Genomic DNA, 21,077 nt, shown 5'->3' with positions numbered 1-21,077 from the left:
TTAGTAGTTGGCACGGGCCTTGCAACTACTCCATTTTTTTGCCTTTCCTATAGTATCAGGCACCATATATTCATTGCTGCCAGGCTGGCAGTATACTTATGCATTTAGACCAGGATTTAGCTACCCGTTTGTTAATGACCGATTTTGATTCGGACAATTTAGAAATTGTGCCGCTTGGGTCGCCGGAAGGGTTAGATGATGATTACGAATTACCGGCAAACCTCCCTATTTTGCCAGTTCGCAATACCGTTTTATTCCCAGGAATGGTTATTCCCGTCACCGTTGGACGGTCCAAGTCAATTCGATTAGTAAAGAAAGCGTATAAGGGAAACCGAATCATCGGTGTTGTTGCTCAGTTGAACCAGCAAAAAGATGAGCCTACGGTTGATGATCTTTATCGGTTTGGAACCGTCGCGTACATTATCAAAATGATTACGCTGCCTGATGGCAACATAACGATAATCATACAGGGTAAAAAGCGTTTTGAAATTCAGCAAATCACACAGGAAGAGCCATTTATGACGGCCCAGGTACGCCAGATTGACGACTCATTCCCCAACGTAACCAAGAAAGAAGGTAAAGCCCTGCTGCAATCCCTGAAAGACGCTGCGTATAAAATGCTGCGTTTGAATCCGGAAATTCCACAGGAAGCCCGAATTGCGCTCGACAACATCGAAAGCCCGCATTTTCTGCTGCACTTCCTTTCCTCGAACGTCAATGCCGATGTAGCAGACAAGCAGCGGCTTCTGGAAACCCTCGAAGGCAACCAGCAGGCCAATTTGCTCCTCGAATTTATGCTTCGGGAAGTACAGTTGCTTGAACTCAAACGCGAAATTCAGTCGAAAGCCTCCTCTGACCTCGACCAGCAGCAGCGCGATTATTACCTCCGCCAGCAGATGAAGGTTCTGCAGGACGAACTGGGCATGGAAAACCCGGATCGTGACATCGACGAATTACGTATCAAAGCCGACCGTAAAAAATGGCCGAGTGAGGTACGGGCGCATTTCGATAAGGAATTGACCAAACTGCAACGTATAAACCCCATGGCCCCGGAATACCCGGTTACCATGAACTACGTTGAACTGATGGTCGATCTGCCCTGGAACGAATATACCAAGGATAACTTCGACCTGAAGCGCGCTCAAAAGATTCTGGATACAGACCATTTCGGTCTGGAAAAAGTAAAAGAACGGATTATTGAATACCTCGCCGTTCTGAAGCTTAAAAACGACATGAAAGCCCCGATTCTTTGCTTATACGGGCCTCCGGGTGTAGGTAAAACCTCCCTGGGAAAATCGGTAGCCAAGGCATTGGGACGGAAATACAGCCGGATGGCGCTGGGTGGGGTACACGACGAAGCCGAAATTCGTGGCCACCGCAAAACGTACATCGGTGCTATGCCGGGCAAAGTCATTCAGAACATCCGCAAATGCGGTACGGCCAACCCCGTATTCATTCTGGATGAGATTGATAAAGTCAGTTCAGACTTCCGGGGCGACCCATCATCGGCATTGCTTGAAGTACTGGACCCCGAGCAAAACTCAACGTTCATGGACAACTACCTCGAAACGGAGTTTGATCTCTCGCGGGTTTTGTTCATCGCTACGGCTAACTCGCTCGATACTATCCACCCCGCCCTGCGCGACCGGATGGAAATCATCGACATTGCGGGTTATACCGTTGAAGAGAAAGTACAGATTGCCAAGAAATACCTGATTCCAAAACAACGTCGGGATCACGGCCTCAAGCCGAAAGATCTGGCATTCGAGGATAAAGCCGTTCTGCGTATTATTGAAGGCTACACCCGCGAATCGGGCGTTCGGAATCTGGAGCAGAAAATCGGCGCGTTGATTCGGAAAGTGGCCAAATCCATTGCGATGGAGGAGGAATACAATCACACAATTAGGGTCAACGACATCCCTAAAATGCTCGGCGCCGAAGTTTTCGACAAAGAACTCTACGCCGACGATGATATTGCCGGTGTGGTTACGGGACTAGCCTGGACACAAGTTGGGGGCGAAATTCTCCTGATCGAATCAAGTCTGAGCCGGGGTAAAGGCGTACTTACTCTATCGGGGCAACTCGGTGATGTAATGAAGGAATCGGCCGTTACGGCTCTTTCCTACCTGAAAGCCCATGCCGATGATCTGGGTATCGACTACCGTATTTTCAGCCATTACGACCTGCACATCCACATTCCGGCGGGGGCTGTTCCTAAAGATGGCCCATCGGCTGGCATTACGATGCTCACGTCCATGACATCTATTTATACCCAGCGCAAAGTGAAGCCATATCTGGCCATGACCGGTGAGGTGACCTTGCGGGGTAAAGTGCTGCCCGTGGGTGGTATCAAAGAGAAGATACTGGCGGCTAACCGGGCGGGCATCAAAGAGCTTATTCTTTGCTCAAAAAATCGCAAGGATATAGAAGAGATCAATCAGTCGTATATTAAAGATCTGGTGTTCCATTACGCCGATACGGTCGATCAGGTCCTTGACATTGCCCTGCTTCCCGGTAAGGTTGGTAAACCCATGAAGTTTATTCTTCCTGAAGAAAAAGAGCCACGGGAAGTAGAAAAAGTCTATTGATCCACGAGATAGGAACGCGGATGGAACGGATTGAGCGGGTTTATACGGATAAATAGTAAAAAAATCCGTTTTGATCCGCTCAATCCGTTCCATCCGCATTCCTATCTTTACGCTGTGCTCGATTTTCAAAAACTTTCTTCTGCATATCAACAGGCACTGCTTCAACAAGTTGTTCCCTTCTGGCTCAAAAATAGCCGGGATGAACTGTGTGGCGGCTATTTCGATCTGTTGTCAGCATCGGGAGAGGTTATTGAGGGTGATAAGTCCATACTACTACAAGCCCAGCAAGTATGGGCTTTTTCGTGGTTACACAACACCCTCGACAGGCAACCCGCCTGGCTCGAACACGCCCGGCATGGTGCTATATTTCTGAGCCAATTCGCGCACCAGGATAGTCTGGACTGCTACGCCCAGCTCGACCGACGAGGTCGTCCGGTTAGCCAATCAGCCGATTTACTTCCGGATTGTTTCACAACGATGGCGTACGCACAACTCCATCGCGCTACCGGAGAGGATGAATGGGCGATGCTGGCAAAGCAAACATTTACCAACTTGCTCGAACGCCGGGCCGACATCCGGGCCGAACAGGTGCATACCGTCGGTAGCTTTCGGCACGTACAACAATTGAGCGAAGCGATTGCCCTACTCAAACTGGTCCTGGACATGCAGCCACTGCTGGGTGAAGAAACAGGAAAAGAAACAACCGACCTTATTATACACGAAATACAGCACGAGTTTTTAGATCGACGCTCCGAAACACTTCTCGACAATGTCTTACCCGAAGGCGCGTTCATCAACACTCCCGAAGGCCGACGGTTAAACGTAGGGCTAACGTTCCAAACGGCCGGTTATCTCCTGGACTTTTACGCGGAGAGCGCATCACTTAAGAACACGCCCGGTATCAATAACCATCGCAAGCTAGCAATGCAGGTCGCTGGCTGGTGTTTGCGTCTTTGCGATCAGGCCTGGGACGAAACCAATGCAGGTTTAAATCAATACGTTGATTTTAAGCAACAGGCATCAATTTTTCCAGACTGGCAGCAGAAATGGGCCTGGGTACAGGTCGAAGCGCTGACGGCCTTACTAAAAAGCTACGTACACACCCGTCAGCCCGACTGCCTGAAATGGTTCAAGCGTATTCATGATTACACCTTTCAGCATTTTCCCGATAGCAAACAGGCGGGCTGGCATCTGGTTCTTGACACCTATGCACATCCCCTGCTCGCGGCCAAAGCGACTCCATCGGTAGGCTGCTTTTCCCTTATCCGTTGCCTGGCCGAAACAGGAACACTCCTGACTAAATGCGAGCCACTACAGAAAACGCAGCGAACCGGCCGGGCGGGCATTTCGCTTAATTTTTAGTTAAAGCTGGTGCGAGCATATCAACGACCTAGATCATTTAGCTTATAAGGAATTCATCCGGGCAAACCCTTCGATAGCGCCCCGAACATTACCGAATTGTTTCAACAGCCCTTCGGCCTGCTCGCGGTCTACACCAATTTCGCTCATAACCATTTTAGCGGCCCGGTCCTGTAGCTTAATATTGGTCAGTTGCATATCGACCATCTTGTTTCCTTTCACGCGTCCCAACTGAATCATCACTGCCGTTGAGATCATGTTCAACACCAGCTTTTGCGCCGTTCCCGCTTTCATACGGGTACTTCCGGTCACAAACTCCGGCCCGGTAACCACCTCTACCGGAAACTCTGCCGCCTGCGCCACCGCCGAACCTGCATTGCAAACGATGCATCCCGTCAACAGTCCAGCTTTCCGAGCCTGGTTCAGGCCACCAATTACATAGGGCGTTCGGCCCGATGCCGCAATACCAATAACTGTATCCAGCTCGTCGGGATGGTACGGAGCTATATCTTTCCAGGCCTGTTCGGCATCATCTTCAGCAAATTCAACCGCCTTTCGAATAGCACCGTCGCCACCAGCCATCAAACCAATAACCAGATCGGGCGGCACACCATAAGTTGGCGGGCATTCGGAGGCATCGACAACCCCCAGCCGACCACTCGTACCGGCACCGATGTAAATAAGTCGGCCACCCTGCTTCATGCGGATAACAATTTGCGCAACGAGAGCTTCAATTTGTGGGATTGCCCGCTCAACCGCCATCGGTACTGTCTTGTCTTCTTTATTAATATTCGTCAGCAAGTCGTGAACCGACATTTGCTCTAAATGGTCGTAATGGGAAGTCGTTTCTGTTGTCATGGTTCAAAATTAATACAGTCGAATTTTACCGAACAAATAATCTGTTTTTTCTTGCCTTTCCCAGAAACATCGGCTTAATTTACGGCGTTATTACACTATCAGCGAAATTTCGCTAAATGTTAATTATGCTTACCGACCAGTCAACTACCGAACTAAACCGTTTTAGTCGTACTCTCACCCAGGAAATAAGTAATCCAGCTGCGAAAGCTATGCTATATGGAGTAGGTCTGAGTGAGGAGGACATGCAAAAGCCTCAGATTGGCATTGCCAGCACGGGGTATGAAGGAAACACCTGCAACATGCACCTCAACGGCTTATCTGTTTATGTAAAGCAGGGCATTACGGCTAACGGACTGGTCGGATTGATTTTCAATACTATTGGCGTATCAGACGGCATGACCAACGGGAACGATGGCATGCGCTACTCGCTCCCCAGCCGAGATTTGATTGCCGATTCGATTGAGTCGGTAGTAGCAGCTCAATGGTATGATGGTGTGGTTACGGTAGTAGGTTGTGACAAAAATATGCCCGGTGCTGTTATGGCCATGGCCCGTCTCGATCGGCCGGGCATTATGGTCTACGGAGGAACAATCCGGTCAGGTCATTATAAAGGACAGAAACTGGACATCGTTTCGGCGTTTGAAGCGCTGGGCAAGAAATACGCAGGAAATATCTCCGACGAAGATTACGAGGGGGTTATCAAAAACTCCATTCCGGGTGCCGGTGCCTGTGGTGGTATGTATACGGCCAATACCATGGCCAGCAGCATTGAAGCCATGGGCCTAAGCCTGCCGTTCAGCAGCAGCTACCCCGCCACCCATACTGGTAAGCAGGAGGAGTGCAAAAAAATTGGGGCCGCCATGCGCGTCCTGCTCGAACGCAACATTACCCCTGCCGATATCATTACCCGCAAATCGCTCGAAAACGCGCTCACGATTGTGATGGCGCTGGGTGGTTCTACAAATGCCGTACTCCACTACCTGGCCATTGCCCGGGCGGCCGGTATCGAGCTAACCCTCGACGAAATTCAGGCGATCAGCGACCGGGTTCCGTTTCTGGCCGATCTGAAGCCAAGTGGCAAATATTACATGGAGGATATGCTCGAAATTGGGGGCGTACCGGCCGTGATGAAATACCTCTATCAGAACGGCATGCTGCACGGCGACTGCCTGACGGTAACCGGCAAAACAGTTGCCGAGAATCTGGCGGATGCGCCCGATCTTGATTTTGAGAAACAACAGATTGTCCGACCACTGAGCAACCCGATCAAAGCAACCGGCCATATCCAGATTATGCGGGGCAACCTGTCACCAACAGGCGCTGTCGCTAAGATTACGGGTAAAGAGGGCATGCAGTTCGATGGCACCGCGAAAGTGTGTGAGCACGAAGGCGAAGTAATCGACGCGCTCCAGAAGGGTGAGATTTTACCGGGTCAGGTGATCGTTATCCGGAATGCAGGTCCCAAAGGCGGTCCGGGCATGAGCGAGATGCTGAAACCAACCTCGGCTATCATGGGCGCGGGTCTGGGCGACAAAGTAGCCTTGATTACCGACGGACGTTTCTCAGGCGGAACCCACGGCTTTGTGGTAGGTCACGTGACCCCGGAAGCTTTCGACGGTGGTCCCATTGCGCTGGTACACGACGGCGACCGCATCACTATCGACGCCACTACCCGCCAGTTGATCCTGCACATTTCCGATGAGGAGATGGCACAGCGTAAAAGCGAATGGAACCAATCGGCTCCCCGATTTACAAAAGGGGTGTTGGGTAAGTACATCCGCAACGTAAAATCAGCGAGTGAAGGCTGTGTAACAGACGAAGCGTAACTGAACAACAGTAAATCAACAAACTGAAGAAGACCTTAAAATTGATCATACATCATGGAAGCAATCGCCAGTATTAAACCGGAAACCGCTCACGCAGTAGATACAGCCCCAGTGGTTGCTCCGGATGCTACATACATCAACGGCTCGCACGCCCTGATGAGATGCCTGCTAGCCGAAGGCGTAGAAACTATTTTTGGTTACCCCGGTGGTGCTATCATGCCCGTCTATGATGCTCTTTACGACTATCAGGATCAACTAAACCACATTCTGGTTCGGCACGAACAAGGGGCCGGTCATGCCGCACAGGGCTACGCCCGCGTAACAGGCCGGGCCGGTATCTGCCTTGTTACCTCGGGGCCGGGAGCGACTAATCTGGTGACGGCCATTGCCGATGCGCTGATTGACTCCACGCCATTGGTTTGCATTGTTGGGCAAGTTGGCAAAAAACTGCTGGGTACCGATGCGTTTCAGGAAGCGGATGTCATGGGCGTTACCATGCCGATCACGAAATGGAACTACCAGATTACGGATGCGAACGAAGTGCCCGAAATACTGGCTAAAGCCTTCTACATCGCACAGTCGGGTCGGCCGGGTCCGGTCCTGATCGACATGACCAAAAGCTCGCAGCTGGAGTTAATGACGAAGCCCTTCGTATACGAACGCTGTCAGAGTCTGGTCAGTTATCGACCACGGCGGATTCCGAAACAGGAACAGGTCGAAGCAGCGGCTAACCTGATCAACTCAGCCAAGCGTCCCTATATATTTGCAGGTCACGGTATTCAGATTGCCAAAGCTGAAGCCGAACTGATCGAATTTGCCGAGAAAACGGGCATTCCGGTAGCCACAACCCTACTTGGGCAATCAACTATTTCGACCAATCACCCTTTGTACGTGGGCTGGCTGGGCATGCATGGCAATTACGGCCCGAACGTCATGACCGATCAGGCCGATGTGATCATTGCCATTGGTATGCGCTTCGACGACCGCGTAACCGGCGATGCCAGCAAGTTCATTAAACAGGCAAAAGTTGTTCATATTGAAATCGACCCCTCGGAGATTGACAAAATTATCCGGGCAGATGCCCCTGTTATTGGCGATGCCAAAGAAGTACTAAAAGCATTACTACCCCTCGTTAAGCCGAATGACCACACGGTATGGCGTAACGAGTTTCGGAAGTTCGATGCGATCGAAAACGAAACCATTACGGTTCCTGAACTGACAAATCTGAACGGCAAAATCAGAATGGCCGAGGTAATCGACATGCTGTCGCAGAAAACAAAAGGCGAAGCCGTGCTGGTAACGGACGTTGGTCAGCACCAGATGATGGCCTCTCGTTATTACCAGTTCCGCCGACCAAACAGTCTGGTTACGTCGGGAGGAATGGGCACCATGGGCTTTGCTCTACCGGCCGCTTTTGGCGCACAGGTTGGTGCTCCCGACCGCCAGGTGGTAGCCATCATTGGCGATGGCTGTTTCCAGATGACCCTTCAGGAGCTTGGCACCATTGTGCAGAACAAACAGCCCGTTAAAGCCATCATCCTGAATAATAACTTTCTGGGTATGGTGCGCCAGTGGCAGCAGTTGTTCCACGAACGGCGCTATTCGTTCGTAGAGCTGCAAAACCCTGATTTTATCACCATTGCTCGTGGCTTTGGAATGGACGGACAAACCTGCGATCAACGGGATAACCTGTCCGACGCCCTTGACACCATGCTGGCACATGAAGGGCCATTCCTGCTCGAAGTGATTGTGGAAAAAGAGGAGAACGTATTTCCGATGGTTCCCGCAGGGGCCAGCGTTTCGCAGATTAGACTTAAATAAGATGACGACCTACACGATCTGCATATTTACCGAAAATACCATCGGGCTGCTGAACCGCATCACGATCATTTTCACCCGTCGGCGCATTAACATCGAAAGCCTGACCGTTTCGGAAACGGAGCGCAAAGGGATATCTCGGTTTACAATCGTTATCAAACACGAATCGCGGGAAGAGGTTGAAAAACTTGTTCGTCAGATTCGCAAGATCGTGGAAGTGATGGCCGTTTTCGGCTACCTCAACGATGAGATCGTCTATAACGAAATTGCGCTTTTCAAAATTTCGACTCCGCTGGGCAGTAAATCACTGGATGTCGAAACGATCAATAAAGAGTATAAAGCTTGGGTCGTTTACTGGGGACTGGATTACGTCGTTATCGAAAAAACCGGTAACGACACCGAAATTTTCGAGTTTTTCGGCTACCTCAAGCAGTACGAGATCCTGGAGTTCGTTCGGTCGGGCCGCGTCGCTGTTGGCAAGACGGAAAAAGGCCTGGTCGAGTACCTGCCCGAGTCTGAATGGGCTTATTATTTATAACCAATCACAATCCTACAATACGAGTACAAAACCAATTAAACATGGCAACGATTAATTTCGGAGGAGTTGAGGAACAAGTTGTAACACGGGAAGAATTTCCGTTAGAAAAAGCCCGTGAGGTGCTGGCCAATGAAACCATTGCGGTTATCGGTTACGGCGTACAAGGCCCCGGCCAGTCGTTGAACATGCGCGATAATGGCTTCAACGTGATCGTTGGACAACGTAAAGGCAAAACGTTCGACAAAGCCATTGCCGATGGCTGGGTACCGGGCGAAACGCTGTTCGAAATCGAAGAAGCGTTGGAAAAAGGTACGATCATTTGCTTCCTGCTCTCCGATGCCGCTCAGATCGAACTGTGGCCAACGGTGAAAGCCGCCCTGAAACCCGGCAAATCGCTGTATTTCTCGCACGGTTTCGGCGTAACGTATAAAGAAAAAACCGGTATCGTTCCTCCTGCCGATGTCGATGTATTCCTCGTAGCTCCTAAAGGTTCGGGAACATCGCTGCGCCGGTTGTTCGTAGAAGGCAAAGGGCTGAATTCCAGCTTTGCTATCTATCAGGATGCATCGGGCAACGCACGCACCAAAGCCATTGCAATGGGTATCGGTGTGGGTTCGGGCTACCTGTTCGAAACTGATTTCTATAAAGAAGTAACGTCTGACTTAACCGGCGAACGTGGTACGCTGATGGGTGCTATCCAGGGTATTTTTGCCGCTCAATACGAAGTACTGCGCGCCAATGGCCACAGCCCGTCTGAAGCCTTCAACGAAACGGTTGAAGAGTTAACCCAGTCGCTAATGCCGCTGGTGGCCGAAAACGGTATGGACTGGATGTACGCCAACTGTTCGACAACCGCCCAACGTGGTGCCCTCGATTGGTGGAAGCCGTTCCGCGATGCCACCAAGCCCGTTTTTGAACAATTATATAACTCGGTAAAAACGCAGGAGCAGGCAGAAATCAGCATTACCCGCAACTCGCAGCCCGACTACCGCGAGAAACTGGAAGTTGAACTGGCCGAACTCCGCGAATCGGAAATGTGGCAGGCGGGTAAAGCTGTCCGTTCGTTGCGCCCAGAGCGGACCTAGTTTTCTTTAGTGATTAAGTTAATAGGTTATCGGTTATTGAGTTATTGACTGTCCGTTAATAACTCAATAACCGATAGCCTATTAACGTTTTCAGCGCCCCTATGCGTTGTTTGTTTAACTTTACGTTATGAGCACGGTAGTAAAAGGAGAGACGAAATTTATATTCCCAGACCTCGACAATATTTATTTAGCCGCCGAACGGCTTCGGGGCGTGGCAACGCATACCCCCCTTCAGGAGAACATTAATCTATCAGACCGGTACGGCGCCAAGATTTTCCTTAAACGCGAAGATTTGCAGGTCGTCCGCTCCTATAAGATCCGGGGAGCTTATAATAAAATGGCAAGCCTATCGCCGGAGATGCTGGCTAAAGGTGTTGTGTGCGCCAGTGCTGGTAATCACGCGCAGGGGCTAGCCTACGCCTGCCGGAAAATGTCCGTTCATGGCACCATCTTCATGCCAACAACTACGCCGAACCAGAAGGTGAAGCAGGTAAAACTGTTCGGTAAAGAGTTTGTTGAGGTCGTTCTCGTTGGCGATACCTACGACGACGCCTACCATGCCGCTATGGAGTTTGTCGATACCCACGAAAGCATATTTGTGCATCCTTTCGATGATGTGCAGGTGATGGAGGGACAGGGCACCGTTGGGCTGGAAATCTTCAAAGACTCTAATTTCAAGATCGACTACCTGCTGATGGCTATTGGCGGAGGTGGTTTAGCCTCGGGCGTTTCGACAGTTTTCAGGCAACTGAGTCCCAAAACAAAGCTTATTGGCGTTGAGCCACTGGGTTCACCCTCTATGAAAGTAGCGATGGAGGAAGGTCACGTCGTTACGCTCGACAAGATCGATAAATTCGTAGATGGAGCCGCTGTAAAGCGGGTGGGCGATACCACCTTTGAAATATGCCGTCAAAATCTGGATCGGGTGGTACTCATTCCCGAGGGTAAGGTGTGTACAACTATCCTGCAGTTGTATAACGAAGAAGCTATCGTAGCTGAACCCGCCGGTGCCCTGACGATTGCTGCGCTGGACTTCCTGAAAGACGAAATTAAAGGCAAAAACGTCGTGTGTCTGGTCGGTGGCGGCAATAACGACATCACCCGAACGGAAGAAATTAAGGAACGATCACTCCTATATGAAGGGCTGAAACATTACTTCATCATCCGATTCCCGCAACGGGCCGGTGCCTTCCGCGACTTCCTGAACGTACTTGGCCCTAATGACGACATCAGCCGGTTTGAATACGCCAAGAAAACAAACCGCGAAACCGGTCCGGCGGTTGTTGGTATTGAGTTGAAGAACCGCGAAGATTTCGAGCCGCTGATTCAGCGTATGCACGATCAAAACATCGTATTCGAGTACCTAAACGACCAACCCGACTTGTTTCAGTTTTTGGTGTAGTTTGTAGTAACTGATAGTACTGGCAGTTGCTTTGGCTGAATCATCCGTATTATGATCCGCGTCCCCTCTTCTATTCAGGCCAATCAATTTCAGTCGCTGAACATTCAGCGACCTGATGGTTCGGAGATGACGTTTGTGGCCTACCGTAGTGACGTCTATCCCGAACGGAACGAGGTTTTTTTTGAAGAACACGCCGTTATTGTCGTGCTCGAAGGGGAGAAGAAATTCAGCTCACCTACCCAGGAACTACACGTACACAAAAGCCAGATCCTTTTCTTTCAGCGGGGCTGTTATTCGATGAACGAATCCATCGACGCCAATTACAAAAGCCTGGTCTTTTTCGTGAATGAAAAATCACTGAAGGAGTTTGTTAGCCAGCATCTAAACCTGTTTGAGGACCTGCAAACTCCCCTCCCCGACGACCCAATCTTGTCCTTCACGTCATCATCTACCTTCGCGACATTTATTAACTCCTTATTGCCCTATTTTGGTGCCAGAACCCCGTTTTTGAACGAATTACTGCGACTTAAATCGCAGGAGCTCCTGCTTCACCTGCTCGAACTAGATACCGCCCGGCACCTGCGGGCCATTCTCTGGCACATCTACCAGGGCCAAAAAACCGATCTCGATTACCTGATGAGCACCTACTTCCTCAAGCCCCTCTCCATGAGCGAGCTATCGAGGCTATCGGGCCGAAGCCTGTCAGCCTTCAAGCGTGATTTTGAAGAACATTTCCATACCTCCCCCGGCCAATGGATACGCCGAAAACGACTAGAACATGCCCATTTCCTGCTCCGCAATACCGATAAGAACGTTTCGGAAGTGAGTATGGAAATTGGTTACGAAAGTGTCTCACACTTCATTAAAGCCTACAAGAGCCAGTACGGCGCAACGCCGAAGCGGATGTATTGAACATCTGCCTCCTAACGGCCTGACTTTCCTAGTCGTCATTTATAACTGGATTATACATTCACATGTTCGTGGTGAATAAATACGGCTACTTCGTGAGCTTCTGAAACACGGTAACATCAATAAGACCTAAAATCCCGACAAAGTATATGAACGAAAATCAATCGAAAGAACCAAGTCAAAGTCCTTTTGCACAGACTTTCTTCCACGGCACTAAGGCTGATCTGAGGATTGGCGACTTTATCGAAATAGGCGTTACCTCAAATTATGGAAAAAATAGTAAAGCAAAATACATCTATCTGACAGCTACGTTAGATGCCGCCATTTGGGGGGCTGAACTAGCCTTAGGAGAAGGGCGAGAAAGAATATATTTAGTAGAGCCAACAGGTTCAATTGAGGACGATCCGAATTTAACTGACAAAAAATTTCCGGGTAATCCAACAAAATCGTACCGCTCAAAACAACCTTTTAAAGTCGTTGGCGAGATTACTGTCTGGCAAGGACATGCTCCGGAGCAAGTCAAGGCTATGAAAGATGGATTAGCAAAACTTAAAGATCAGGGCATTGAGGCCATAGAAGATTGAAGTGGTTTTAAATTCGGCTTAAGTAGAACAATGCATGAACGTTAGCCGCAACCTTTGCGAACAACAGCGTAAACGTAAAACTAAATGGGCTGATCTTTCATTGCTCTATAACTTCCTTTCGATGGGCTAGTCCCCAGAAATGAAGTTCATCTATCACTTTTTCGAGCGACATCCCGTGTGGCGTAATGGAATACTCAACGGTTGGCGGAAAAGTATGGTGGACCTCCCGAAAAACGAGTTTATTCGCTTCCAGACTTTTTAGTTCTTTGGATAGTGTTTTATCTGTTATTCCACTGACCTGTGGGGCTATCTGCTTAAATCGTTTGGGACTTTCCGACAACGAGAATAAGATAAGTAACTTCCATCTTCCCGACACCAGTATTTTTACTTATATAGATTTTATCTATAGTTACATAAAAACAATTAATAAAAACTATTAATTGATTCGTGTAAATTTGACTCCACAAAACCTAAATATAACAAAAATGGAAGATCATATATACGCGGGCACACCCTCAGACGCCACAAGTTACAATGTCAACGGCGAAAGCAAATGTCCGTTTACAGGTGCTACGGCCAAGCAGAGCGCTGGTGCTGGCACGAGAAATCGGGATTGGTGGCCAAATCAACTTAAGCTGAATATTCTCCGACAGCATTCCTCTCTGTCCAGCCCAATGGGCAAGTCTTTCAACTACGCTGAGGCATTCAAATCGCTTGATTTGAGTGAAGTAAAGAAAGACATCTTCGACCTAATGACTACGTCTCAGGACTGGTGGCCAGCCGATTACGGCCATTATGGCCCGTTATTTATTCGGATGGCCTGGCACAGTGCCGGTACGTACCGCATTGCCGATGGACGTGGTGGTGCGGGGGCTGGAACCCTGCGTTTTGCGCCACTTAACAGCTGGCCCGACAATGCTAACCTCGACAAGGCACGCCTACTGCTGTGGCCGGTCAAAAAGAAATACGGACGAAAAATTTCGTGGGCAGATCTAATGGTCCTCACGGGTAACTGCGCCCTTGAGTCAATGGGCTTCAAAACCTTCGGTTTCGCCGGTGGGCGCGAGGATGTCTGGGAACCAGAGGAAGACATCTACTGGGGTGCAGAATCCGAGTGGTTAGGCGACAAGCGCTATTCGGGCGACCGCCAACTGGAAAATCCGCTGGCTGCAGTTCAGATGGGTTTGATCTACGTAAATCCGGAAGGACCAAATAGTCGGCCCGATCCGCTTGCTTCTGCCCGCGACATTCGGGAGACCTTCGGTCGTATGGCCATGAATGACGAAGAAACGGTTGCGCTTATTGCCGGTGGCCACACGTTTGGCAAAACCCACGGTGCTGCTGATCCAGGTCAGTATGTAGGTGCAGAACCTGCCGGTGCGAGCCTGGAGGAGCAAAGCCTCGGCTGGAGAAACACCTACGGTACCGGAAATGGTGGTGACACGATCACGAGCGGTCTGGAAGGAGCCTGGACCACAACGCCAACCCAGTGGGACAACAACTACTTCGATAACTTGTTCGGATTCGAGTGGGAGTTGACAAAGAGCCCGGCCGGTGCCCATCAGTGGAGACCGAAAGACGGTGCAGGCGTTGGTACCGTGCCCGATGCACACGACCCAGCCAAGCGTCACGCGCCTATGATGTTTACGACCGATATTGCGTTACGTGTGGACCCTATTTACGAGCCTATCTCAAAACGCTTCCACGAGAACCCGGATCAATTTGCCGACGCGTTTGCCCGTGCCTGGTTCAAGTTGACACACCGCGATATGGGTCCTGTTGCCCGTTACCTCGGCCCAGAAGTACCAACCGAAGAATTAATCTGGCAAGACCCAATCCCGGCCGTCACTCATAAACTGATTGATGAGCAGGATACGGTTGCACTGAAAAAAATGATACTGGCTTCGGGTCTGTCTGTTTCCCAACTAGTTTCTACTGCCTGGGCATCTGCATCGACCTTCCGTGGGTCCGATAAACGCGGTGGTGCAAATGGTGGGCGCCTTCGTCTGGCACCGCAAAAGGATTGGGATGTCAACCATCCGGGGCTGCTGGCAACGGTTTTGGAGAAGTTTGAGGAAATCCAGAGCGACTTCAATAGTATGCAACAGGATGGCAAGCAGGTTTCTATAGCCGACCTGATCGTGCTGGGTGGTAGTGTAGGTATTGAGCAGGCAGCTAAGAAAGCGGGTCATGAAGTGATAGTATCTTTCACGCCCGGTCGCACCGATGCCTCTCAGGCACAAACTGATGTCGAGTCATTCGCCGTCTTAGAGCCAGAAGCCGATGGTTTCCGCAACTACTCGAAAACAAAGTATACCGTATCGTCGGAGGAGATGTTGATTGACAAAGCACAACTGCTGACCTTGAACGCGCCCGAAATGACGGTTTTGGTCGGTGGTATGCGTGTCTTGAATACAAACTATGGTTTTTCTAAAAACGGAGTATTCACCAAACGTCCGGAAGCACTTACCAACGACTTCTTCATTAACCTACTCGACTTAGGTACAACCTGGAAGGCGGCCTCGCATCACCAGGATGCGTTTGAAGGGCGTGACCGTATAACCGGCGAGCTGAAATGGACGGGCACACGTGTCGATCTTATTTTCGGCTCCAATTCAGAACTGCGGGCGCTTGCTGAAGTTTACGCTTGTGAAGACGCGCAGGAGCAGTTCGTACAGGATTTCGTAGCAGCATGGACTAAGGTAATGAACCTTGACCGATTTGACTTGGCCTGAATGGTTTGACTGATAGATTAGAAATAAAAGGTAGTCTGGAAACGGACTACCTTTATTATGCCCTTACCGCGTCCTTTACCTAAGTCAACAGCCTATTCAGTTTTATTTATAAAGTCTATTTGTCCCATTGAATTGAGCGGATGAATCAAACTTTTGTCTAAAGAATTTGTTAATTTGATGAACTAAAAACCGTTACTCTGTTTATTTATTAACCAAGTTACTCAATTGTGACTACCTCATCTCCATTTTCGATCCTACTGGTTGATGATGACCCGTTTGTTGCTGAGGTACTTACGCGTTCAGCCCGGCAAAATTTCCCGGAAGCTTCTATTCAGGTTAAAACCAGCTATGCAGAGGCCCAGGCCTATGTTGAAAGCCTTGAGGGGAAAGGGCCCAAATTAATTCTTCTGGACATCGATTTGCAAACAGGGCCAGATGGCTTTGCCTTCCTGTATTATCTCCGCAACCACCCACAAGGACGACTACTGCCTGTGGTGATGCTTTCGTACCACGACGAGACAGAGAATGTAGAAAAGGCTTTTTCGATGGGAGCTTCGTTATTTACCCGAAAGCCATCTGTCTATTCAGCCTGGCAGGCTTACGTGCAACAATTACGGCATTATTGGTTTGAGACAATTACGGTTCCTACAGTGTGGTTTGGCAAAGGCTTTACCAATTAAATTCACTGTATAACTAAATCTGTCCCACAAATACTCTTTACGAGTGAGTTAGTTAGAGTGTAGTTCTAACCAAAAGCCAGCTATTTTTCCAACCAAGACCGCTACTAAGGCTGGGCGTACTTACTGACGCCGTAAAGTACTGTTCAATAATTTCTCAAAAATTTTCGAGGAGTTTATGGAATCGGGTCTTCACCGGCATCCCTTTTAAAAACAATGTAGGCTAGTCTTCAAAAGCCATATTAATAATCTTAACAATTATTTTATGAACTACACCCCGCCCTAGACTCAACCTGTTAATCCCTGAAAGCGAAGGAGATTTTGTATATGAGAGTTGAACGACAAGGTTTTATGTCTATCCTAGCCTAGGATAAAAAAAAGCCAATAAGTGGTTTTTATCCTAGTAATTGCCGCTGGATTGCAATAAAGATGATAGATTAGACTTATTGAATTGTGCGGTTATTGCTGGAAAACTCATATTTTTGTGGAGGTTTGAAGGCATTTCCTTTAAAAATTTAGATGCACAAACCGAAAGAGTCTAAATTTTTCACTTTTTTTACCGGGTAAACCAACTTTTAATTTTTAACCCTACAGTCCAGTTCCAATGAAAACACAAACTCCTTCTCCAGCACCCGCCAAAGCACCGGCACCAAAAAAGAAGTCAGGTGGTCTAAACCCCGCATTCGTAATTCCGGTATTGTTGCTGATCGGTATCCTGACGTACATGTTCGTCTTCGGTGATGGTAGCCACTTCCAGGAAGGCGACAATACGAAAGAACCACTTCCAGGCGACTACTTCGGTACGGTCTACAAGGGAGGCTTCATCGTACCAATTCTGTTTACCTGTTTTCTAACGGTACTGGTATTCTCGATTGAGCGTTTCATCACCATCGGCCGTGCAAACGGTACGGGATCTATCGACGATTTCGTTCGTAAAGTTAAAGGCCAGCTTGACCGCAACGAAGTAGCTGCCGCTATTCAGGAGTGCGACCGTCAGAAAGGTTCGATTGGCAACGTTGTGAAAACAGCCCTGTTGAAGTACCAGCAGTTAGCTACCGATACCCAGTTAGACAAAGAGCAGAAACTAGTAGCCCTGCAGAAAGAAGTAGAAGAAGCTACAACGCTGGAATTGCCAATGCTGGAAAAAAACCTGACCATCATTGCTACCCTGGCTTCGGTTTCGACGCTGATCGCCCTGCTCGGTACGGTACTTGGTATGATTCGCGCGTTCGCAGCCATGGGTGCTACGGGACAGCCTGACACAGGTGCTCTTTCGACGGGTATCTCTGAGGCCCTTGTAAACACGGCTCTTGGTATCGGTACGGCCGCTATTGCTACGATCATGTATAGCTACTTCACGAGCCGTATTGACGTATTGACTTACAACATTGACGAAATCGGTCTGAGCATTCAGCAGAACTTCGCAGCCCATTATTAATAGTTTAATAACTTATGCCAGCAGTTAAAATAAAACGCGCCAGTTCCACAGTGGACATGACCGCGATGTGCGACGTGGCGTTTCTTTTGTTGACGTTCTTTATCCTGACGGCCCAGTTCCGGTCGCAGGATGCAGCTACCATCGAAACGCCCTCGTCCATTTCCGGGATCAAAGTCCCTGATAGCGATATCATGACCATCGGTCTTGGTAGAGACGGCAAGGTATATTTCGGTATCGACAATGCACAGAACCGCATTGCCATGCTGGATAACATTGCTGCTGCTAAAGGACTTTCCTTCTCTAACAACGAAAAGAAGGAGTTTTCTCTAATGTCGAACTTTGGTATCCCCATTAACCAATTGAAATCTTACCTGAATCTCTCAAAAGAGCAACAGGCTAAGGTTAAACAGGCGGGGATTCCAACGGACACCACCGGAGCAGGCCCAACCAACGAGTTGAAAGAGTGGGTTTATAATGCCCGGAAGGCCAACAACAATCTTCGAATTGCGTTGAAAGGCGATAACCTCGCTAAATTCCCCGAATTCAAGAATGTACTGGCTACGTTACAAGCGCAAAACATCAACAAATTCAACCTGATTACGGGAACGGAAGCTCCCCCGGCCGGTTGGAAAGCTGATTAAGCGCGTAGCGATTGCATCTATAGTTGATTTTCACCACGCGAATCTGTTAAGAAAACATGGCAGAAATTAATACCGGCGGTGGTGGTGGTAAACATGATGGTGGTAAGGTACGGTCAAAGAAAGCGTCGACTCGGGTGGATATGACCCCCATGGTAGACCTTGGATTTCTCCTGATTACCTTCTTCATTTTGGCCACCACACTGAGCAAACCATCTTCGATGACGCTCAACGTGCCGGATAAAACAAAAACAGAAGAAACGGAGCCTATTAAGGCCTCCAACGTAATGACCGTCTTTCTGGGCAAAGACAACAAGGCCTACTACATCTTTGGTAAGGCTGCGGGCGAAGATCCAGAAGTGAAAACCGTCGGATACGGCTACGAATTTCGGCAGGCCCTCCAGGAGAACGTGAAGAAAGTAGGTGGCGAAAAGTTTGTTGTGGTTATCAAACCAACAAAACTATCGACCTACAAAAACATGGTTGACGTTCTGGATGAAATGGCGATTACGAAACTGAAGCGGTATGCCCTTGTGGACGCACTGACTCCGGATGAAGTAAAGCTTCTCAAAGACAAAGCAAAATTAGACGTATAACACCATGGCAGAATTAGACTCCCAGGCAACACTCGATGATATCGTGTTTGCCAACCGGAACCAAGCGTATGGTGCCTATGATTTGCGGAAATCGTATCCTAAAACTGTAACTCGGGCCCTGATTATCGGTGGCGTCCTGTTTACACTTGGTGTATTAGCTCCTACGATCATAACCGCTCTAACTCCGGAGAAAGAAGAACAGGCAATGGTAGAGGTGGACTTAATGAAGCTCCCACCACCGCCAATTGACCCGAACGAACCGCCACCACCGCCACCACCACCGGTTGAATTGCCGAAGGTAAACACGGTGAAATTTCTTCCGCCGGAAGTAAAACCGGATGAGGAAGTACCCGAAGAAACACCACCACCCGCTGTGGAGGAACTGAAGGAAGCCGTTGCTGCTGAAAAAACGCAGGAAGGCGACCCCAACGCCGAAGAAGTGATTGCCGCTCCTGAAGCATCAGCCGCCCCAACAAAAGTGGAAGTTGCCGTTGAAGCTGCCCCGAAAGAAGAAGAAATCTTTACGGTGGTAGAACAACAGCCAGAGTTTAGTGGTGGTATGGCCGCTCTTGGTCAATACCTAAGCAAAAACCTGCGTTACCCGGCAGCAGCTCAGCGCGCTAACGTTTCAGGCCGTGTGTTCGTAAGCTTCGTCGTTAACACCGATGGTAGTATTCAGGATGTTCAGGTACTGAAAGGTCTGGGCTTCGGAACAGACGAAGAAGCACAACGCGTAGTGAAGGGTATGCCGAAGTGGCGCCCTGGTAAGCAATCAGGTCGGCCGGTTCGGGTTAAGTATAACCTACCGATCAACTTCACGCTGGAATAATACCTATGCGCGGACAGAATCGAGGTCCAGCCAAGCTAACACTGTATATTTCAGTACTGGCTTCGCTGGCATACTTGGGAGGAGGCATCGGACTGATAGCCTCCTCTCAGTCTTTTGGGGTGCTCCCGGAGCCCGGCTTATTGCGGTATTCGATGGGGGCATTGCTGATCATTTATGGTGCGTTTCGAGCGTACAGGGCCTACCAGCGTTTTCAGGAAAATGAGTAAACACTTTTTAGTTATCGTAGCAACAGTCGGACTACTGGCTAGCCTGTTGAGTTGCGGCAATGGGAAACCAGCGCTTGACAATCCATCGCGGGGGGAGATCGTTATTGCTGCTGATGAATCATTTCAGCCGCTGGTAACCCAGTTGACCTCTGCTTACTCCGGAATTTATCCAGACGCTCATTTTAAAGTTATCTTTAGGCCAGAACAGGAAGCTATCAATATGATGCTTCAGGATAGCGCGCGGCTGGTCTTCGCAACACGTGTGTTAAAACCCAACGAGCGGGCTGTATTCGATCAACGAAAAATAAAAGGAGCTACTGAAAAGATTGCAACGGATGGCGTAGCGCTGATCGTCAATAAAGCGAACACAGACAGCCTGATCACGATGGCTGAGTTGCAACGTATTTTCAATGGGCAGATAAGTCAGTGGGGACAACTAAAAGGAGGCAATCAGAGTAGCCCGATCACCCTGGTTTTTGATAATAACAATTCAAGTAATCTAGCGTTTGTATTAAAAACTTTTAATATTAAAGACGTAAAAGGATTGCGAATATTCACGACGCACTCCAATCGGGAAGTCATTGACTTTGTCCGGAAGAACCCATCGGCCATTGGCTTTATTGGTGTCAACTGGATAAGTGATAGTGATGAACCACTGTCTGTTGAATTAGCGAAGGATTTGCGTGTAATGGGAGTTTCAGATAAAATAAACCCGGTTAATCGCAATGACTATTTTCAGCCGTTTCAGGAGGACCTGGGCATGCAGCGTTACCCTTTACGTAGGCCAGTATATATTTTGAGCCGTGAAACGCATCCGGGTTTAGGTGGCGGATTGATTAATTATATAGTTAGAGATGCAGGTTCGCTAATCATTCGTAAATTGGGACTTTGGCCCAGAACTCCATATGATCGAATCATAAATCTGACTAAATAAGTAAGTTTTTTGGTTCGACCGCAATTTTTTAGTTTT

The 21,077-nt window shown here is 49.0% G+C and carries 19 protein-coding genes; 17 read left to right on the top strand and 2 right to left on the bottom strand.

The features are described from left to right. Positions 1-98 precede the first annotated feature (98 nt). Together lon and CRO74_RS11390 are read left to right on the top strand one after the other, a co-directional pair. Positions 99-2,588: an endopeptidase La gene (gene lon, locus CRO74_RS11395; protein WP_097126196.1), complete on the top strand. Its 2,490-nt coding sequence runs from the start codon at positions 99-101 to the stop codon at positions 2,586-2,588. Positions 2,589-2,702: 114 nt separating this feature from the next. Continuing rightward, positions 2,703-3,950 carry an AGE family epimerase/isomerase gene (locus CRO74_RS11390; RefSeq protein ID WP_097126195.1) on the top strand — a complete coding sequence of 416 codons (1,248 nt, stop codon included), beginning with the start codon at positions 2,703-2,705 and terminating at the stop codon, positions 3,948-3,950. 42 nt (positions 3,951-3,992) lie between these two features. Here CRO74_RS11390 and murQ read toward each other — a convergent pair whose 3' ends face one another. Beyond that, positions 3,993-4,805 carry an N-acetylmuramic acid 6-phosphate etherase gene (murQ, locus tag CRO74_RS11385; protein WP_097126194.1) on the bottom strand — a complete coding sequence of 271 codons (813 nt, stop codon included), beginning with the start codon at positions 4,803-4,805 and terminating at the stop codon, positions 3,993-3,995. A gap of 125 nt (positions 4,806-4,930) precedes the next feature. Here murQ and ilvD point away from each other — a divergent pair, with 125 nt between their 5' ends. From ilvD to arr, 7 genes are all read left to right on the top strand, one after another. After that, the gene (gene ilvD, locus CRO74_RS11380) at positions 4,931-6,631 is read left to right on the top strand and encodes a dihydroxy-acid dehydratase (protein ID WP_097126193.1); all 1,701 of its coding nucleotides are present in this window, start codon (positions 4,931-4,933) and stop codon (positions 6,629-6,631) included. A gap of 54 nt (positions 6,632-6,685) precedes the next feature. Then, positions 6,686-8,452, top strand: coding sequence for a biosynthetic-type acetolactate synthase large subunit (gene ilvB, locus CRO74_RS11375; protein ID WP_097126192.1), 1,767 nt, complete (start codon positions 6,686-6,688; stop codon positions 8,450-8,452). A gap of 1 nt (position 8,453) precedes the next feature. Further along, a complete protein-coding gene (gene ilvN / locus CRO74_RS11370; RefSeq protein ID WP_097126191.1) occupies positions 8,454-8,987 on the top strand; it encodes an acetolactate synthase small subunit in 534 nt (177 codons plus the stop codon). A 41-nt stretch (positions 8,988-9,028) separates the two neighbouring features. Further along, the gene (ilvC, locus tag CRO74_RS11365) at positions 9,029-10,072 is read left to right on the top strand and encodes a ketol-acid reductoisomerase (protein ID WP_097126190.1); all 1,044 of its coding nucleotides are present in this window, start codon (positions 9,029-9,031) and stop codon (positions 10,070-10,072) included. Between the two features lie 127 nt (positions 10,073-10,199). Next, positions 10,200-11,474 carry a threonine ammonia-lyase gene (ilvA, locus tag CRO74_RS11360; protein ID WP_097126189.1) on the top strand — a complete coding sequence of 425 codons (1,275 nt, stop codon included), beginning with the start codon at positions 10,200-10,202 and terminating at the stop codon, positions 11,472-11,474. 51 nt (positions 11,475-11,525) lie between these two features. Then, on the top strand, positions 11,526-12,386 hold the full coding sequence (locus tag CRO74_RS11355; RefSeq protein WP_097126188.1) for a helix-turn-helix transcriptional regulator: 861 nt from the start codon (positions 11,526-11,528) through the stop codon (positions 12,384-12,386). A gap of 146 nt (positions 12,387-12,532) precedes the next feature. Then, positions 12,533-12,967: an NAD(+)--rifampin ADP-ribosyltransferase gene (gene arr / locus CRO74_RS11350; RefSeq protein WP_097126187.1), complete on the top strand. Its 435-nt coding sequence runs from the start codon at positions 12,533-12,535 to the stop codon at positions 12,965-12,967. A gap of 97 nt (positions 12,968-13,064) precedes the next feature. Here the strand turns inward: arr and CRO74_RS11345 are convergent, their stop codons facing one another. Then, on the bottom strand, positions 13,065-13,343 hold the full coding sequence (locus tag CRO74_RS11345) for a winged helix-turn-helix transcriptional regulator (protein WP_262508216.1): 279 nt from the start codon (positions 13,341-13,343) through the stop codon (positions 13,065-13,067). Between the two features lie 109 nt (positions 13,344-13,452). Between CRO74_RS11345 and katG the strand changes: the two genes are divergently transcribed. The 8 genes from katG to CRO74_RS11305 all read left to right on the top strand — a co-directional run bounded on the left by katG (position 13,453) and on the right by CRO74_RS11305 (position 21,041). Beyond that, positions 13,453-15,702 carry a catalase/peroxidase HPI gene (gene katG, locus CRO74_RS11340; RefSeq protein ID WP_097126185.1) on the top strand — a complete coding sequence of 750 codons (2,250 nt, stop codon included), beginning with the start codon at positions 13,453-13,455 and terminating at the stop codon, positions 15,700-15,702. Between the two features lie 227 nt (positions 15,703-15,929). Further along, the gene (locus tag CRO74_RS11335) at positions 15,930-16,382 is read left to right on the top strand and encodes a response regulator (protein ID WP_097126184.1); all 453 of its coding nucleotides are present in this window, start codon (positions 15,930-15,932) and stop codon (positions 16,380-16,382) included. Positions 16,383-16,983: 601 nt separating this feature from the next. Continuing rightward, positions 16,984-17,817, top strand: coding sequence for a MotA/TolQ/ExbB proton channel family protein (locus CRO74_RS11330; RefSeq protein WP_097126183.1), 834 nt, complete (start codon positions 16,984-16,986; stop codon positions 17,815-17,817). Positions 17,818-17,831: 14 nt separating this feature from the next. Then, a complete protein-coding gene (locus CRO74_RS11325) occupies positions 17,832-18,458 on the top strand; it encodes an ExbD/TolR family protein (protein WP_097126182.1) in 627 nt (208 codons plus the stop codon). Positions 18,459-18,514: 56 nt separating this feature from the next. Then, positions 18,515-19,051, top strand: coding sequence for an ExbD/TolR family protein (locus tag CRO74_RS11320; protein ID WP_097126181.1), 537 nt, complete (start codon positions 18,515-18,517; stop codon positions 19,049-19,051). Between the two features lie 4 nt (positions 19,052-19,055). After that, entirely contained in the window at positions 19,056-19,880 is an 825-nt protein-coding gene (locus CRO74_RS11315) for an energy transducer TonB (RefSeq protein WP_097126180.1), read from the top strand. 5 nt (positions 19,881-19,885) lie between these two features. Then, positions 19,886-20,107, top strand: coding sequence for a hypothetical protein (locus CRO74_RS11310; protein ID WP_097126179.1), 222 nt, complete (start codon positions 19,886-19,888; stop codon positions 20,105-20,107). Then, positions 20,100-21,041, top strand: coding sequence for a PstS family phosphate ABC transporter substrate-binding protein (locus CRO74_RS11305; RefSeq protein ID WP_097126178.1), 942 nt, complete (start codon positions 20,100-20,102; stop codon positions 21,039-21,041). Before CRO74_RS11310 ends, CRO74_RS11305 begins: the two co-directional genes overlap by 8 nt. The last annotated feature ends 36 nt before the right edge of the window (positions 21,042-21,077 follow it).

Source organism: Spirosoma fluviale, assembly GCF_900230225.1.
Lineage (GTDB): Bacteria > Bacteroidota > Bacteroidia > Cytophagales > Spirosomataceae > Spirosoma > Spirosoma fluviale.
The sequence above is the reverse complement of the archived record's forward strand: the minus strand, read 5'-3'. Positions and strand labels throughout refer to the sequence as shown.